Origin of the sequence: Acinetobacter sp. ANC 4558, assembly GCF_002135375.1 — a bacterium.
Lineage (GTDB): Bacteria > Pseudomonadota > Gammaproteobacteria > Pseudomonadales > Moraxellaceae > Acinetobacter.
In genome coordinates this window covers 174,601-191,361 of sequence record NZ_NEGH01000002.1, presented here as the reverse complement: position 1 = coordinate 191,361, position 16,761 = coordinate 174,601, and the positions used below count along the sequence as shown (strand labels likewise).

At 34.2% G+C, this 16,761-nt stretch carries 12 protein-coding genes and 1 pseudogene; 11 read left to right on the top strand and 2 right to left on the bottom strand.

Annotated features, from left to right (window positions below; genetic code table 11):
• Window positions 1–161: 161 nt before the first annotated feature.
• The 8 genes and pseudogenes from cgtA (at window position 162) to B9T31_RS03260 (ending at window position 9,526) form a co-directional block, all read left to right on the top strand.
• Complete coding sequence (gene cgtA / locus B9T31_RS03295; RefSeq protein ID WP_086180545.1) at window positions 162–1,379, top strand: Obg family GTPase CgtA; 1,218 nt, start codon at window positions 162–164, stop codon at window positions 1,377–1,379.
• Between the two features lie 29 nt (window positions 1,380–1,408).
• On the top strand, window positions 1,409–2,542 hold the full coding sequence (gene proB, locus B9T31_RS03290; protein ID WP_086180544.1) for a glutamate 5-kinase: 1,134 nt from the start codon (window positions 1,409–1,411) through the stop codon (window positions 2,540–2,542).
• A gap of 441 nt (window positions 2,543–2,983) precedes the next feature.
• On the top strand, window positions 2,984–3,430 hold the full coding sequence (locus B9T31_RS03285) for a PAAR domain-containing protein (protein WP_086180543.1): 447 nt from the start codon (window positions 2,984–2,986) through the stop codon (window positions 3,428–3,430).
• Window positions 3,423–3,690, top strand: a pseudogene (locus tag B9T31_RS03280) (PAAR domain-containing protein); the annotation flags it as partial. The gene B9T31_RS03285 and the pseudogene B9T31_RS03280, both read left to right, overlap by 8 nt.
• An 865-nt stretch (window positions 3,691–4,555) precedes the next feature.
• A complete protein-coding gene (locus B9T31_RS03275) occupies window positions 4,556–5,098 on the top strand; it encodes a hypothetical protein (RefSeq protein WP_139840896.1) in 543 nt (180 codons plus the stop codon).
• 41 nt (window positions 5,099–5,139) lie between these two features.
• Window positions 5,140–5,619 carry a hypothetical protein gene (locus B9T31_RS03270; RefSeq protein ID WP_086180541.1) on the top strand — a complete coding sequence of 160 codons (480 nt, stop codon included), beginning with the start codon at window positions 5,140–5,142 and terminating at the stop codon, window positions 5,617–5,619.
• Between the two features lie 877 nt (window positions 5,620–6,496).
• A complete protein-coding gene (locus B9T31_RS03265; RefSeq protein ID WP_086180540.1) occupies window positions 6,497–8,692 on the top strand; it encodes an OsmC domain/YcaO domain-containing protein in 2,196 nt (731 codons plus the stop codon).
• Window positions 8,693–8,911: 219 nt separating this feature from the next.
• Window positions 8,912–9,526, top strand: coding sequence for a TetR/AcrR family transcriptional regulator (locus B9T31_RS03260; protein WP_086180539.1), 615 nt, complete (start codon window positions 8,912–8,914; stop codon window positions 9,524–9,526).
• Window positions 9,527–9,765: 239 nt separating this feature from the next.
• Here B9T31_RS03260 and B9T31_RS03255 read toward each other — a convergent pair whose 3' ends face one another.
• Window positions 9,766–10,362 carry an undecaprenyl-diphosphatase gene (locus B9T31_RS03255; protein ID WP_086180538.1) on the bottom strand — a complete coding sequence of 199 codons (597 nt, stop codon included), beginning with the start codon at window positions 10,360–10,362 and terminating at the stop codon, window positions 9,766–9,768.
• Window positions 10,363–10,521: 159 nt separating this feature from the next.
• Window positions 10,522–11,220 (bottom strand): SIMPL domain-containing protein, encoded by a 699-nt coding sequence (locus B9T31_RS03250; protein ID WP_086180781.1) that lies wholly within the window; start codon window positions 11,218–11,220, stop codon window positions 10,522–10,524.
• Between the two features lie 434 nt (window positions 11,221–11,654).
• On the opposite strand from B9T31_RS03250, the gene B9T31_RS03245 reads away from it, so the two are divergent.
• From B9T31_RS03245 to B9T31_RS03235, 3 genes are all read left to right on the top strand, one after another.
• The gene (locus tag B9T31_RS03245; RefSeq protein WP_086180537.1) at window positions 11,655–13,028 is read left to right on the top strand and encodes a diaminobutyrate--2-oxoglutarate transaminase; all 1,374 of its coding nucleotides are present in this window, start codon (window positions 11,655–11,657) and stop codon (window positions 13,026–13,028) included.
• Window positions 13,029–13,030: 2 nt separating this feature from the next.
• Window positions 13,031–14,563 (top strand): pyridoxal phosphate-dependent decarboxylase family protein, encoded by a 1,533-nt coding sequence (locus tag B9T31_RS03240; RefSeq protein WP_086180536.1) that lies wholly within the window; start codon window positions 13,031–13,033, stop codon window positions 14,561–14,563.
• A gap of 760 nt (window positions 14,564–15,323) precedes the next feature.
• The gene (locus B9T31_RS03235) at window positions 15,324–16,748 is read left to right on the top strand and encodes a GntP family permease (protein WP_086180535.1); all 1,425 of its coding nucleotides are present in this window, start codon (window positions 15,324–15,326) and stop codon (window positions 16,746–16,748) included.
• Window positions 16,749–16,761 lie beyond the last annotated feature (13 nt).

Genomic DNA, 16,761 nt, shown 5'->3' with positions numbered 1-16,761 from the left:
AGGGCATTCTAGCATTGGAAATTTTAAATAAATTTTGAGTCTTGTTAACAAATTATTTCGGTTAATCGTAAAAATTAAGTAAAAGCTGAATAAATCTATTCGAGAAATTCTTTAAAATATGGCAGAATATGCGGTTTTAAAGTATTTAGAGGATTGGCATTATGCGCTTTGTTGATGAAGCAGTCATTACCGTAGAGGCTGGCGACGGTGGCAATGGCGTAGCCAGTTTTCGCCGTGAAAAATTCGTTCCATTTGGTGGGCCAGATGGCGGTGATGGAGGGCGCGGAGGTAGTGTTTATCTTCAGGCCGATGACGATACTGGTACTCTTGTAGATTATCGTTATACCCGTAGATTCCGTGGAGAGCGCGGTAAAAATGGTTCTGGTGCAAACTGCGCAGGTCGTGGCGGTGAATCAATTATCCTTAAAGTGCCTGTAGGAACAACTATTGTCGATACAGATTCTGGTGACATTATTGGCGATTTAGTTGAAGATGGTCAAAGAATATTAGTTGCTAAAGGTGGTGATGGCGGTTTAGGAAATACCCATTTTAAATCTTCGACTAACCGTACACCGCGTAAATGTACACATGGTTTTAAAGGTGAATTTCGTGAAATTCGCTTAGAATTGAAAGTTCTTGCTGATGTTGGCTTATTGGGTATGCCAAACGCGGGTAAATCCACGTTCATTCGAGCTGTTTCTGCGGCAAAACCTAAAGTTGCGGACTATCCATTTACCACAATGGTGCCAAACTTAGGTGTTGTAGATGCAGATCGTCATCGCTCATTTGTGATGGCGGATATTCCAGGGTTGATTGAAGGTGCTGCAGAAGGTGCAGGTTTAGGAATTCGATTCCTGAAACATTTGGCACGTACTCGTATTTTATTACACATTGTAGATGTGCAGCCGATTGATGGTTCAGATCCAGCATATAACGCAAAAGCAATTATTAAAGAATTAGATAAGTTTTCACCAACACTATCTAAGTTACCAATTGTTCTGGTTTTAAATAAATTAGATCAATTGGCTGAAGATACACGTGAAGAATGGTGTAATCATATTCTTCAAGAATTAGATTGGAAAGGTCCTGTATTTAAAACATCAGGTTTAATGTCGGAAGGTACCAAAGAGGTTGTATATTATTTAATGGATCAAATTGAACAACAACGTGAACGCGAAGTTGAAGATCCAGAATATGCAGCAGAGATGAAAGCATTCCGTGATCAGTTGGAAGCTGAAACACGTGAACAAACCATTGCAGCAAAAGAAGCATATCGTGAAATGCGTCGCCAACAGCGTCTTGCAGGACTGATGCAAGAGGAAGACGATGATTTTGATGAAGACGATGATAGTGAAGTAGAAACATATTACGTACGTTAAGCTCTTAGGATAAGAGTATTGAGGACAAGATGATTGAAGTGGTAGATGGGCAACGTCAGCTCAAGGGTTGTAAAAGAATCGTTGTTAAGATCGGATCATCTTTACTTACAGCAAATGGGCAAGGTTTAGATTTAACAGCAATTTCGCATTGGGCGAAACAAATTGCGGATCTACACCATACGGGACATGAAATTATTTTAGTGTCATCAGGTGCTGTAGCTGAAGGGATGGTTCGGATGAAACTTCAGAATCGACCCACAGATCTACCTAGTCTTCAAGCGTGTGCAGCCATTGGTCAAATGGGATTAATTCAAACGTGGTCGAGTGTTTTGGAACAACAAAGCATTCAGACTGCGCAAGTTTTACTGACTCATGATGATTTGGCAGATCGTCGTCGTTATTTAAACTCTTGTGATGCATTGCAAAATTTAATTGAATGGCGAGTGATTCCTGTTATTAATGAAAATGATACAGTATCAACTGATGAAATCCGTTTTGGTGATAACGATACATTAGCCGCAATGGTTGCTGGTCAAGTTCATGGTGATTTGTTGATTATTTTGACAGATCAACAAGGGATGTTTGACTTAGATCCACGTTCAAATCCAGATGCCAAATTATTCCAGACTGTTCGTGCTTTAGATGAAAGTCTTTTTGATATGGCTGGCGGTGGCGGTAAATTTGGTCGTGGCGGAATGTTGACTAAAGTACGTGCCGCGCGTTTAGCGGCAAAATCAGGTTGTCCTACTTTAATTGCCAGCGGTGATAGTGATCATGTACTCACACGTTTAATGGCGGGTGAAATGTTGGGTACTTTGTTTGTGACAGATAGTGATCAAATTACAGCGCATCAACAATGGTTAGCGGCTCATTTGCAAACTGCAGGTCGTTTAGTTATTGATGATGGCGCAGTCCAAGCGATTAAAGAAAATCACCGGAGTTTATTGCCTGTTGGTGTGAAAGCGGTTGAGGGGCATTTTGAGCGCGGTGATGTAGTTGAATGTGTAGATCATCAAGGGCACAGAATTGCAGTTGGGCGAGTCAATTTCAGCTCACGTTCAGCTGATATTATTAAAGGTTTAGCGTCAGATAAGGTTTATCAGGTTTTAGGTGAAGCACGCTCATTGGAGATGATTCATCGTAATCATATGGCGATTTATTAGTTAGTACCAACCATAAAAACATAATTAAGGCTTGATTCTAAAAGGAATTGAGCCTTTTTCTAGTGTGCTGCAATAACATGCAATAGACGAATAGGAGGTCAAAAAATATTTATTGCTATAAATTTAAAATCTTTTAATGGACTGAAACTTAAAGAAAATACATAGACTTGAGCCATTAAATAGTAAAGTAGATCGGTATTGATGTGAGTAATCTTGCTTGTATTTCATATGGTTTAAAGTCAGTTGTCAAAACACAGTAAATCGCTATGCTAGTGTAGACGTGATTCAAGTGACAAGGCGTAAGTGGAGAGAGTTTAGTAAGATCTACAAATGATTAGAGCGTAGAAAATCAGAATAATATTTTAGATAAAATAAAAATATTTTTTAAATAAAATTTGATATGCTTAATTCTTAAACAATAAAATAATAATTGGAACAATAATGACAAGCCCTATTTTTTTACATGAATTACCAATTGAACAACTAGAACAAATGTCTCAAGAAGATATTGATCAAACGATTAAAGCTGAACAACTCTATTTTCAACATCGACCAAAAACTATTTATTACCTTGCTGTAAATGGGGCTAAAACTAAAAATGATGGATTAGTTAAAGCGAGTGCCACACAACATACAATAGGTGGTTTAGCTATTGCTCGTGTTGGTGATGATGTTATTTATGCAGATGGGACAACCTCTAAAATTATTTCTGGTGCAGGAACAGCATATACTGTTGATGGTCTGTCAGTTGCTTTAGTTGGTAGTCGTTTAGAAAATGGTGATAAGATTGTTGATAGTCCGAATAACGCTGTAGCGATCAATATTTTTAAAGGTGACAAAGCTCTGCAAGGTTTTTTAGTTTCGGAACAGGATGCTAAAAATGGCTAAAGGTTTTGCAATTCATAATGCACCTACAGATCACGGAGGCTTCATTCCTTCAACTCAAGTTAGAAATTCGCAACAGGGAAACCTCTTTGTTAGAGCTGGTGATGGACACTTTTGTCCTAAATGTAAGTGTTGGTCTACAATAATCAAAAGTCACGACCATGTTATTTTTGATGGTAAAGCGGTTGCTTATGTAGGTGATAAATTAACTTGTGGGGCGAGGATTCAGCCGCAACAAACTCATGTCGTTGGGGATAGTGGTGGAGCTAATTACAATTCTGTAGTCAACTTTAGACCAACAAGCCTTCAACAAAATTTGAATAATAACTTTGCAGAGGAAGATAAAAAATTATTAAATGGTCATTATTACAATGTTGAAACAGGTATTTTCGAGGGGAAAATTACCAGTGGTACGGGGCAGCTAGAAGACCTATACGCATGTAATGGTAAAGAAGGAAATGACTACGGAAATAAGAAAAAATTAGAAATGACACATTCTGACTTTCAAAAAAATGCATTCATTTTAGCAGAAGAAGCGGGAGATCCAGGGCAAGAATGTGTTTGTTTAGGGTTCACAGCTTCGAATAGAGCTAAGGAATTAAATTGGAAGCTATTTAGGCTTCTTTCTACACCTTATTCGTCTGTCCCTAAGAATAAGAAAGGGAATTTATTAACACCATCTAAAACAGACACCAAATCAAATAATATTCGTAAAGGATTACTTCAATTTTTATCTGACTATGATGATCCGACTAAGGGAGCTACCTTTTGGGATGGAACTGACCTTCTAGCTTGGGGATTAAAAAGCCCATTTCAAGGCGGTGCTTCACATGCAAAGTTTAGGGAGTATAAAAAAATTACTATAAATAAAGATATTTATGAAAAATATAAAGCAGCTACTTTAAAAGTTTATCCTAAAGGTAAAGTTGTATACACAAAATATAATTATACGTCATCTGTACCTTCTCAAGTCTTTTTAGATCCTAAAAACTGGAGTACTGGAAATTTTGTATATGTTACCAATGCAAGGAATGCGAGTAAAAGTATTATAGCTACGGTCTGTGAAGGTCATACTGTTTTTTGGAAGACTTACTAATGAAGATTTTTTTATATTTTTTATTGATTTGTATGACTGGACAAACTTTTGCTGAAAGTAAAATATCTGCTAAATATGATCCAAATTGTGATGAAAAAAATGAAATTTTCCAAAATAAAGGAAACATACAAATATCAAATAGATACAGTATTTTATCGGTATTAAAGTTAGATAAATCCCGAGATATTTACATACTTGACAGAGGGTTTTCTCCTGAAAAATCTACGAATTGTCCATATTCAGATCCTACTATACATAGTTATGTATTTGTTCTAAAAAAGACCAATGAACGTCCATATATTAATGAAAAAATTTTATCAAATATGGATTATATTTCAGATATTAATATAAAAAAAAGTACTAAAGGTTTCACCATTTCGTTTGTGTATGGACAAGGCGCTACTTCTGAAACAACAATGCGGTTTGATGAAATTAAAAATGAAGGATTTTTCTTACGAAAAATTATTTCAAAGAAAGTAGTTCCTGATGGCATCAAGAGCAACACAACTATAAAAAATCTACCTATTGAAGCGCAGTATAAACTATCAAATGTTGAGTTACATAACTTTTTTTAACTGAAATTTGAGTCAAAAAATATAAAAGGCAAGGTGTAATAATGAAAGTATTTTTAATAATATTATGCTTATTTTCAACCGTAAGTTATGCGAAATATAGTGAAGAATATATTTCTCAAGTAATTAAAAATGAAAAAGTATTTTATTGTATGGAAGATGATACATCTAAACAGAAAGTTGTTTTTGATAGATATAGAAATAGGTTATATCATTATCCATTTAATAATTTTAATAATTTTAATAATTTTAATAATTTTAATAATTTTAATAATTTTAATAAGGTTAAAATTTTAAATTATGAGAGAATAGATGATGAAAATCCAGTTTATAGAACAACTTATATAGAGTTAGTAAAGAAAAAAGAAGTTGCAAAATTTACTATAACTACACAAGATAACGATTTTTGGGAAGCAACCTACAAGCAAAATAAATCCAAAGAAGTATATTCATTAAATACTACTGTTTATGATCTAACTAAATTGAATGCGATTTGTTTTGATGATATTAATAATTCAAATTAGAGTTGTTTTCAAAAATTTCAGAGTAATTCTAATGTTACCTTCAGAAAAAATCAAAAATATGTTCAAAAAATTATAATTAAATATCTATGAGTATATTAATACTTACGCCCCAATTTGGGGCTTTAATTATTATAACTATCTAGTTTTACAAATAAATGAACACTATAGCTATATTCCAAAAATATCAGTAAAATCCATTTTTCTAAAGTTTTAGGTATACTGATAAAATAAGTATTTAGCTATAAATCTTTAAAAAGCTCAAAATAATAAGAATTAAGCATAAAAATAGTATAAAATTTGAAATTTAAAAAGCTATTACCTTGATCTATAAGGATTACATGCAGTCAAGACCCTCATTTTTTAATTTCGCTCATGTAAAAAGATGGTTAGAGGACGGTCATTTAATACATGAAAGTTAAAGATTTGAATACTTCTACTCTATATCTACATATCAATATTGATTATAGGGAGTAAAATGCCTGATCACTTAAAAGTAGGAAGTACAGAACAGGGCTAGGGGGTAAATTGAGGGTTGATATTTTCTAATAGTCTTTTTTAATTGAAAAACAATAGCTTATAATGGCTTGATTTTAATATTAAAAATCACATTAAAATGTACCAAAACAAAAGTGTTATTGAGACTGATATTTAAGCTTAAATAATGTACATACATCTTAAAAACTATAGTGCTGAAAATGTCATAAACTATTATAATTTTACAATTGTCATTTTTTTCAATTTATGATGAATGTATGATCGCTATCATATAGCTTTCTTTCATTTTTAAGTCAATTTTCGCTGTAATTCGGCTTATATCTCAATTTTGTTTATTCTGCTTATATGTTTGTTATGACATATAAAATATTTAGGTGCCAGCATGGAAATTAAAGTTAATTATCTTGATAATCTTCGACTTGAAGCCAAGTTTGATGATTTTACGGTAATCGCTGATCAACCTATACGTTATAAAGGTGATGGTTCAGCACCGGGACCATTCGATTATTTTTTAGCATCTTCTGCAATGTGTGCTGCATATTTTGTTAAAGTCTACTGCCTTGCACGGAATATTCCGACAGAAAACATACGATTATCACAAAATAATATTGTAGATCCTGAAGATCGATATAAACAAATTTTTAAGATTCAAGTTGAATTACCTGCGGATATTTCTGAGAAAGATCGTCAAGGAATTTTACGTTCTATTGATCGTTGTACAGTAAAAAAAGTAGTACAAACAGTTCCAGACTTTGTTATTGAAGAAGTTGATAGTATTGATGCAGATGCGCAAGCTTTGTTGATGCCAAGTTTAGCATCAGAAAGTTTGACACATATTGTGGGGAAAGATTTACCTTTAGAACAAACCATTGCTAATATGTCTGCAATTATGGCGAATTTAGGTATGAAGATTGAAATTTCTTCATGGCGAAATATTGTTCCAAATGTTTGGTCTTTACATATTCGAGATGCTCATTCGCCAATGTGTTTTTCAAATGGTAAAGGGGCGACAAAAGAAAGTGCTTTAGCTTCTGCATTGGGCGAGTTTATTGAGCGTTTAAATTGTAACTTATTTTATAATGATCACTATTGGGGAGAAGAAATTTCCCAAGCTGAATTTGTACATTACCCTGAAGAAAAATGGTTTCATCCAGGACCAAATGGTGAGTTACCTACAGAAATTTTAGATGAATATTGTCTTAATATTTATGATCCAGAAGATGAACTATTAGGCACGCATTTATATGATACAAATACGGGAAATACAGCACGTGGTATTTGCTCATTACCTTATGTACGCCAATCTGATGGTGAAGTCGTATATTTCCCAACAAATTTAATAGAAAATTTATATTTAAGTAATGGGATGAGCGCCGGTAATACTTTAGCAGAAGCCCAAGTACAATGTTTATCCGAAATCTTTGAACGTGCAGTAAAGCGTGAAATCATTGAAGGTGAAATTGCACTGCCAGATGTACCAGAAGATGTATTAGCAAAATATCCACAAATTGTGGCAGGCATTAAAGGTTTAGAAGAACAAGGATTCCCAATTCTCGTTAAAGATGCATCACTGGGTGGACAGTTCCCAGTGATGTGTGTGACGTTAATGAACCCAAGAACGGGTGGGGTATTTGCTTCATTTGGCGCACATCCGAATATGGAAGTGGCAATTGAGCGTAGTTTGACTGAATTAATGCAAGGCCGTAGTTTTGAAGGTTTAAATGATTTACCACAACCGACATTTAGCACCAATGCGGTAACGGAGCCTAATAATTTTGTAGAACATTTTATTGATTCAAGTGGCGTCGTTTCATGGCGTTTCTTTAGTGCAAAATCTGATTATGCATTTGTTGAATGGGATTTTAGTCATCATGGTGAAAATGCCAATGTTAAAGAAGCGAAAATGCTCTTTGATATTCTTAAACAAATGGGCAAAGAAGTTTATATGGCAGTCTATAAACATCTAGGTGCAACAGCATGTCGTATTCTTGTTCCTGATTATTCAGAAGTGTATTTGGCGGAAGACTTGGTATGGGACAATACCAATAAAGCTTTACTTTTCCGCGAAGATACTTTGAATTTACATCGTTTAAGTGATGAGCAATTAGAAGGCTTAATTGAGCGTTTAGAAGAAAGTGAACTTGATGATTACACTGATATTAAAACGTTAATTGGAATTGAGTTTGATGATAATACTGTATGGGGACAATTGACTATTTTAGAGCTTAAACTATTAATTAATTTAGCATTAAAAGAATTTGAAGCAGCCCATGAGTTAGTGATCACATTCTTACAATATAATACCAATACTGTTGAGCGTGGCTTGTTTTATCAATGTCTAAATGTGGTATTGGAAGTCCTTTTAGATGATGAAATGGAATTAGACGATTATGTTACTAACTTCCGTCGTATGTTTGGAAATGAACGTCTAGATGCGGCACTTGGTTCTGTTAATGGAAGTATACGTTTTTATGGTTTAACACCAACCAGTATGAAACTTGAAGGTTTAGAACGTCATCAACGTTTAATTGATAGTTACAATAAACTTCATCAAGCACGTGCAAAATTTATTGCATAGCGTTAAGTTTATGGCATTGTGTAAAAGCTTTAGTATCATCTAAGGCTTTTACAGTTGATTGGTTTTATTTCTAAAATTCGAAGCTTAATAATTGATTTAGATGTATTACCTGATTGTGCTGATATTGTTTAGGTATATATTTAGCCCTGTTATTTTTGAACAAGTGGATTGTTCTGCGATCCTTATTATTTTTTCCCGATTTTTATGGAATGATAAATCATGAATTCAATACGCCAACAAAATTTTCTTTTACGAAAGGAGAAAATTTTAGCGATGGCCGAAATTCTATTATTGGATAATCAGCAAGATATTACATTAGGTGAATTGGCGAGTGAGTTAGGTATTGCAAAAGGAACAATATATAAGCATTTTAATAGTAAAAATCAGTTATATTTAGAATTAATTATCTTAAATGAAATGCGCTTATTAGAAATTTCTAAAAAATATAAAAATGATATGAAAACTTATGTACATCAATATATGCTTTATAATATGTTAAATTCAAATCGTACAATTTTATTACATGTGATTGAAGAACGTTTGACGAATAATGAACGAAAACTCAAAGACTTATTTGAAAATTTATACCATATTAGAGAACAAAGAATAATTGAAATTAAAGTAATCACGCATGAATATTTAGTAGCAGCTAGGAGTGCTATGTCAATTCGAGATTATTTATCTTATATTTGGACAGTGACTTATGGTGCAGCCTTATTGTTAAACTCTACGCACTATCAAAAGTCAATTGGATCACGTGAAAGATTAATTAATTTATATATTAATCAGGCACTCATGACACCCGATAAAATTTCACATATTGAATATATATAATTTGCATTAAAATCCTAAAACTTATTGTTTGTAATTTATTGCAGTTAATATTTGTTATATCAATAGGTTGAAAATTAAAAATAGAATTTTATGTGTTAGAAAGTAAATTCTAAGTTGTTTGGTGTAGCGCAACGGAAAGTATTTAATTGATTAATATATCATTTGAAAATTGAGCTCAAAAAAATCGAACTCAATCTAATTCTATAAAATCAATTTTGGGGCTGATAACCAGAGAATGTTTATCTTACAATTCCTCTTTGAAGTAGAGGTTTAAATAAAGTATGGTAAATTTTCATAATTAAATTCACAAGCACATGATGGTATTGATTCCATAATCCTAAACCAAAATAGTTAACAAAGAACGCTAAAATAAATCCACCTAAAATATCAACAGGAAAATGGACACCAACAAATACTCTTGACCAGCCCACTAGCCAAGCAATCACAAAAAGTAATATTCCGAGCTTTTTGAAAGGAGATAAAAGATAGGAAAAAGCGATACTGCTAAAAATAAACATGTGATTACTTGGAAAAGCACCATTTGCTGCATGTTCAATCAAATCATGTCCAAGATTCAGTACAAACGGACGAGGGAAATAGAATAAAACTGAAATCAGTTGACTAATACAACCACCAATTAACGTAAAAATAAAAGCTTTAACAATATATTTCTTAATAATGTCATTTCCCCATAACCAAAATAAGGCAAAAATAAGGACAAAAATATATAAAAGATCTTTTGCGATAAAGATTCCAAATTGAGTAAGGAAAGGAAATTGCTCATTGGTCGAGTTAATTGCTAAGAAAAAATTTTGGTTAATATCAGACAGTGTCATAGAAAGAATAAAATGGTGTGAGAACAATAAATTAGCTGAGTATACTTAGCTGAAACTTAAAAAAGACAACATATTTGTTGTCTTTTTTTAAATTGAAATCAAATTTTCATATAAATCTGATAGCAACAGAATCTTATTTTAGTAAAAATAAATTAAAATTTATTTAAACTGAATTGTACCATTGGCATTGACGGTTACTGTAGATTCACCTCCAGCAACTTCTTGTGCAATTGAGTCTGATGAAAATTTAGCGCTGGCTGCACGCATCATAATTGGTGCTGGATATTGATTATTGGTATTTAAATTAAGACTCACTAAATTATAACCAGTTTTATTCCATGCTTGACTGAGAGATTGTGCGCGTTGTTGGAAATTTTTAGAAGCTTCAATTAAGAGTTCACTTTCAATTTTTTTACGTTGATTGTCTGAAACAGTAAAATTAATGGATTGTGTTTGGAAATCTTGCTGTAATTCACTAATGAGCTGACTTGTCGCTTGAAAATCGGTACTTACAAGACGTATTTCTGCACGACTACGCCATTCTTTAAGTTTGCGATTGTCGTTGTCATAAATAGGATACGAGTTTTGAGAGCCAGTACTGACTTTTACATTTGGGTATTTTTTTGCAGATGTTAATGCTTTATTCATTAATTGATTGATTTGATTCGCAAGTACATTGGGCTGTCGATTTGATTGCTCAATATACATAACTGCATTCATTTCATCATTTGAAATATTACGCGTTGCTTCGGCTTGAATATTGACAATATTATAATTCAAATTGTCTGCATCATGAGCAAAAGAAGTTGAACTGATTACTGCCGTAAGTAAAATGGGTAAAGCTGAAAAATAACGCATAGTGCAGAGCCCTAGATTTTGCATATAATGAACGATATAAATAGCATAAATTTCTTTTGTGATACATTTAAGCAGAAATTGTGGCATGAATGTAAATTTGAATCCAAATAATTTAGAAAAGCATGCATTTATAAGGTTAAAAATGATAAAGCGACAAGAGTAAAAAAATCCTCAAAAATCCTTTTTTCTTATTCTTGTCATATCTTAATATGATAATCCAATCTTAGGATTAACTTGATGTATATTTTCAATCGAAATTAAACATTTTAATGATTAAAACTATTTATTTTTAATTAAAATTAGGTATCATCGCGTTCCTAGTTATTGAATACATCAAGACGATCTAACTAGATTCTTTTATAAAGCACCGAGTCAAAGGACCGCAAGTCACCCGACTTATTTCTTTCAACCCATATCAGAGATGGTAATTCGATATGAGCGTTACTTCTGTAAATCCTGCCACCAATTCCTCAAACGAATACTACTTGACTCGCCAAAGTCAGATGGAATCGAATGTTCGTAGTTATCCACGTAAATTACCGTTAGCGATAGCAAAGGCACTTGGTTGTTGGGTTACCGATGTTGAAGGTACAACGTACCTCGATTGTTTAGCTGGGGCAGGAACATTGGCATTAGGCCATAACCATCCTGCGGTGATCCAAAGTATTCAAGACACTATTGCAAGTGGTCTTCCTTTACATACATTGGATTTAACAACGCCTTTAAAAGATGCATTCACTGAAGCATTGCTTTCTCATCTTCCAGGTGGAAGTGAAGAGTATTGCTTACAGTTCTGTGGTCCTTCTGGAGCTGATGCAACAGAGGCTGCAATTAAACTTGCAAAAACTTATACAGGCCGTAGTTCTGTGATTAGCTTCTCAGGTGGCTATCATGGTATGACACATGGTTCATTAGCAATGACAGGTAACTTGTCTGCTAAAAACGCTGTAAATGGCTTAATGCCAGGCGTTCAATTTATGCCATATCCACATGAATATCGCTGCCCGCTTGGTTTAGGCGGAGATGCTGGTGTTGATGCTTTAACTTACTTCTTTGAAAACTTTATTGAAGATGTTGAAAGTGGTGTAACAAAGCCAGCTGCCGTTATTCTTGAAGCAATTCAAGGTGAAGGTGGTGTTGTGACGGCACCAACCAAATGGTTGAAGAAAATCCGTGAAGTAACTGAAAAGAATAATATTGTTTTAATTCTCGATGAAGTTCAAGCTGGATTTGCTCGCTCAGGAAAAATGTTTGCATTTGAACATGCAGGGATTGAGCCTGATGTTATTGTTATGTCTAAGGCTGTTGGTGGAAGTTTACCACTTGCGGTTCTTGGAATTAAACGTAAGTTTGATGCTTGGCAACCTGCTGGTCATACCGGTACTTTCCGTGGTAACCAACTGGCAATGGGTACAGGTCTTGCGACTTTGAATACAATCAAAGAACAAAATCTTGCTCAAAATGCACAAGAACGTGGTGATTTTTTACAAGCTGAATTTAAAAAATTAGCAACTGAGTTCCCATGTATCGGTAATGTTCGTGGTCGTGGGTTAATGATTGGTGTTGAAATTGTTGATGAACGTCAAGAGAAGGATCATTTAGGTGCATATCCTGCAGATTCTCAATTGGCAGCAGCAATTCAAGCGGCATGCTTTGATAACAAGTTATTGTTAGAAAAAGGTGGTCGTAATGGTACCGTTATTCGTTTACTTTGCCCGCTCATCATCACACAAGACGAGTGCATCGAAGTGATTACTCGTTTTAAAAAGGCTTTAGCTGAAGCTCTTGTTGCAGTTCGAGGCGCGTAATCATGGTTGATTTTGCAGAACATCGTAAAGCGTTATTCTGCAATGATGCACAATCCATTGCTGACTATCAGTTAGCAATGGGTGAAGCGGTGAAAGCCGTTTCTGCATGGTTGCAAAATGACAAAATGTATACTGGCGGTAGCATTAAAGAGCTTCGTAATGCAATTGCTTTTAACCCATCAAAAGATGGGATTGGTGTACAAAAATCATTAGATCGTATGGTTGAACTTTTTTTAAATAAAAGTTTAAAAGTACATCATCCACATTCTCTTGCACATTTGCATTGTCCAACAATGGTGACCAGTCAAATTGCAGAAGTTTTGATTAATGCAACGAATCAATCGATGGATTCTTGGGATCAAAGCCCTGCAGGTTCATTAATGGAAGTTCAACTTATTGATTGGCTACGCCAAAAAATAGGTTATGGTTCAGGTCAAGCAGGTGTATTTACTTCAGGTGGCACACAGTCCAATTTAATGGGTGTATTGCTTGCACGTGATGCATGTATTGCTAAACATTGGCAAAATGAAAACGGTCATCCGTGGTCTGTGCAACGTGATGGTATTCCTGCTGAAGCGATGCGTAATGTCAAAGTGATCTGTTCTGAAAATGCACATTTCTCTGTGCAAAAGAACATGGCAATGATGGGCATGGGCTTCCAATCTGTAGTGACTGTTCCAGTGAACGACAATGCGCAAATGGATGTTGATGCACTTGAAAAAACAATGGCACATCTTCAAGCAGATGGTAAAATTGTAGCGTGCGTTGTTGCAACGGCTGGTACAACTGATGCAGGTGCGATTGATCCACTGAAAGAAATCCGTGAAATCACTCATAAATATGACGCATGGATGCATATTGATGCGGCATGGGGTGGAGCATTAATTCTTTCAAATGATTATCGTTCTATGCTTGATGGCATTGAGCTGTCAGATTCAGTAACCCTAGATTTCCATAAACATTATTTCCAAACGATTTCATGCGGTGCATTTTTACTCAAAGATGAAGCGAATTATCGTTTTATGCATTATGAAGCAGAGTACTTAAATTCTGCATATGATGAAGAGCATGGTGTTCCAAACTTAGTGTCTAAGTCATTACAAACAACACGTCGTTTTGATGCGTTAAAATTATGGATGACCGTAGAGGCATTAGGTGAAGAACTGTATGGTTCAATGATTGATCATGGTGTAAAACTGACTCGTGATGTTGCAGATTATATTCAAGCAACGGAAGGTTTAGAATTACTGATTGATCCGCAGTTTGCTTCCGTATTATTTCGAGTTGTGCCAAAAGATTATCCGACAGAATTGTTGGATACGTTAAACCAAAATGTTGCAGATGAATTATTTGCACGTGGTGAGGCGAATATTGGTGTAACGAAAGTGGGACAAGTTCAATCTCTGAAAATGACCACTTTAAGCCCAGTTGCAACCCTTGAGAATGTAAAAAATTTACTGACACTTGTATTGGTTGAAGCGGATCGAATTAAAGGATCAATTAAAGATGGAACGTATACCCCTGCAATTGATTAATGGATATTAGCAAAATTTAATAAAATAAAAGCCAGTTTTAAACTGGCTTTTATTTTATGTGTTTATAGGAAAAAGTTAAGCAATAAAAAATGATCTGATCTCTTTTATAAACCATTTTTACTCAATGTGCTTTTGTCAATTTTAATGATTAAACCCAATCATAAATTGAGCTTTTATGTCGTTAATCATTTCAATAAAGTCACAATTGATCTTCTATTGATTATTTAGAAGATTATGCTATTAAAAATAATTGAAGTTGGTATAGATCAATAAGTTCCATACATCAATAATATGTCAAATATCAAATAATATTGATGAGAAAATAATGAAGTAAATTCTCAGTTAAGCCGATATCTGTGATCACACATTAATTGGATTAATTGATTTTAATTATTGAGCAATGAATATTTTCAAATAATGAATAAGATTACATGCTTTATAGTTCAATCATTAAATTAATGATTTGTCTTATTTCATCATTATGCCTGTAGGTTTTTAAGTGAAAATTCCGAGAGGGCATGACTGAGTGTTATCGACTTAAATGATGCTCTTAATAAGGAAAAATAGCCACTGTGCGCGAAAAAGCATGTGAACAATCCCGCTGACCTTAACGTGATTTAAACCAATGTGATGTGATTAAATTAATCAAAAATGAACGATTTAAGATAGAGCATTTTTGTATTCAATATTTTAAAAATGCAAAAAAAAGATGAATACCGATTAGAACAAAATATATCGGAAAAAGAATGGAGTCAAAAATATGTGGGAATTAGGTGTAATCTTATTTTCTTTGGGATTACTGATGTATACAGCCTATAGAGGCTTTTCCGTTATTTTAATGGCACCAGTCTGCGCCTTATTGGCTGTACTTTTAATTGATCCAGTCAATGTATTACCATTTTATTCAGGTGTTTTTATGCCTAAAATGGTTGCCTTTATCAAAGATTATTTTTTGGTTTTTTTATTGGGGGCAATTTTTGGTAAAGTGGTTGAAATGGCGGGAATTGCTGAGTCAATTGCAAAAACTCTAGTGAAGCTGATTGGCTCTAAAAATGCAATGTTAACCGTTGTGCTTTTGTGTGGTATTTTAACGTATAGTGGTGTGAGTTTGTTTGTTGTTGTTTTTGCAGTATTTCCATTTGCAAATCAACTTTTTAAGCAAGCAAATATTCCAAAGAGATTAATTCCTGGAACGATTGCATTGGGTGCATTTTCCTTCACAATGGATGCATTACCAGGAACACCACAAATACAAAATGTTATCCCGACCACTTTTTTTGGCACAAATATTTATGCAGCTCCATTTTTAGGCACGATAGGCGCCATTTTTGTTTTAGTTGTTGGGTTAAGCTATTTGGAATGGCGTCGTCGTATTGCAGCAAAAAATGGGAATGGGTTTGCATCAGGTGTAGAACTTAGTTCAGCAGAATTACAGCAACTTGAAGCAAGTGAAACATCAAAATCTAATCATTCAGTCATACGTCAGATTTTAGCTTTTGTACCGTTAATTCTTGTCGCTGTGATGAATAAATTCTTTTCTATAAATATTCAAGACTGGTATCCAAACGGATTTGACTTTAGTGCGCTTGGTTTATCCAATTATACGCTTGATGTTTCAAAAGTTTCAGCCATTTGGGCTGTAGGTCTGGCTTTGATTGTGGGGATTTTTTCTTCAATTTTATATGATTTTCAACGTGTTAGTTTGAAGTTTAAAGAAGGTATTAATGCAAGTATTAGTGGATCATTACTTGCAGTGATGAATACGGCTTCTGAATATGGATTTGGTGCCATTATTGCTGCATTGCCAGGATTTACGATAATTAGTCATGCACTTGGCAATACATTTACGGATCCTTTAGTGAATGGTGCGGTGACAACCACTGTTTTGGCTGGTGTAACTGGATCAGCTTCAGGTGGAATGAGTATTGCTTTAAGTACGATGGCGGATCAATACAATACGGCAATTACAGCAATGGGTATTCCTGCAGAAGTGATGCATCGTATTGTTGCTATGGCATCAGGAGGAATGGATACATTACCGCATAATGGTGCAGTGATCACTTTACTTGCAGTTGCAGGATTAACACATAAGCAATCTTATAAAGATATTTTTGCGATTACCATTATTAAAACAGTAGCTGTATTTGTTGCAATTGTTGTTTTTACTTGGTTTGGCATTGTTTAATTACCGTATTTTT

Coding starts and splice junctions, on each gene's coding strand:
- cgtA (WP_086180545.1), top strand. CDS start 162: ATGCGCTTTGTTGATGAAGCAGTCATTACCGTAGAGGCTGGCGACGGT.
- B9T31_RS03265 (WP_086180540.1), top strand. CDS start 6,497: ATGGAAATTAAAGTTAATTATCTTGATAATCTTCGACTTGAAGCCAAG.
- B9T31_RS03285 (WP_086180543.1), top strand. CDS start 2,984: ATGACAAGCCCTATTTTTTTACATGAATTACCAATTGAACAACTAGAA.
- B9T31_RS03245 (WP_086180537.1), top strand. CDS start 11,655: ATGAGCGTTACTTCTGTAAATCCTGCCACCAATTCCTCAAACGAATAC.
- B9T31_RS03240 (WP_086180536.1), top strand. CDS start 13,031: ATGGTTGATTTTGCAGAACATCGTAAAGCGTTATTCTGCAATGATGCA.
- B9T31_RS03250 (WP_086180781.1), bottom strand. CDS start 11,220: ATGCGTTATTTTTCAGCTTTACCCATTTTACTTACGGCAGTAATCAGT.
- B9T31_RS03260 (WP_086180539.1), top strand. CDS start 8,912: ATGAATTCAATACGCCAACAAAATTTTCTTTTACGAAAGGAGAAAATT.
- B9T31_RS03235 (WP_086180535.1), top strand. CDS start 15,324: ATGTGGGAATTAGGTGTAATCTTATTTTCTTTGGGATTACTGATGTAT.
- B9T31_RS03275 (WP_139840896.1), top strand. CDS start 4,556: ATGACTGGACAAACTTTTGCTGAAAGTAAAATATCTGCTAAATATGAT.
- B9T31_RS03270 (WP_086180541.1), top strand. CDS start 5,140: ATGAAAGTATTTTTAATAATATTATGCTTATTTTCAACCGTAAGTTAT.
- proB (WP_086180544.1), top strand. CDS start 1,409: ATGATTGAAGTGGTAGATGGGCAACGTCAGCTCAAGGGTTGTAAAAGA.
- B9T31_RS03255 (WP_086180538.1), bottom strand. CDS start 10,362: ATGACACTGTCTGATATTAACCAAAATTTTTTCTTAGCAATTAACTCG.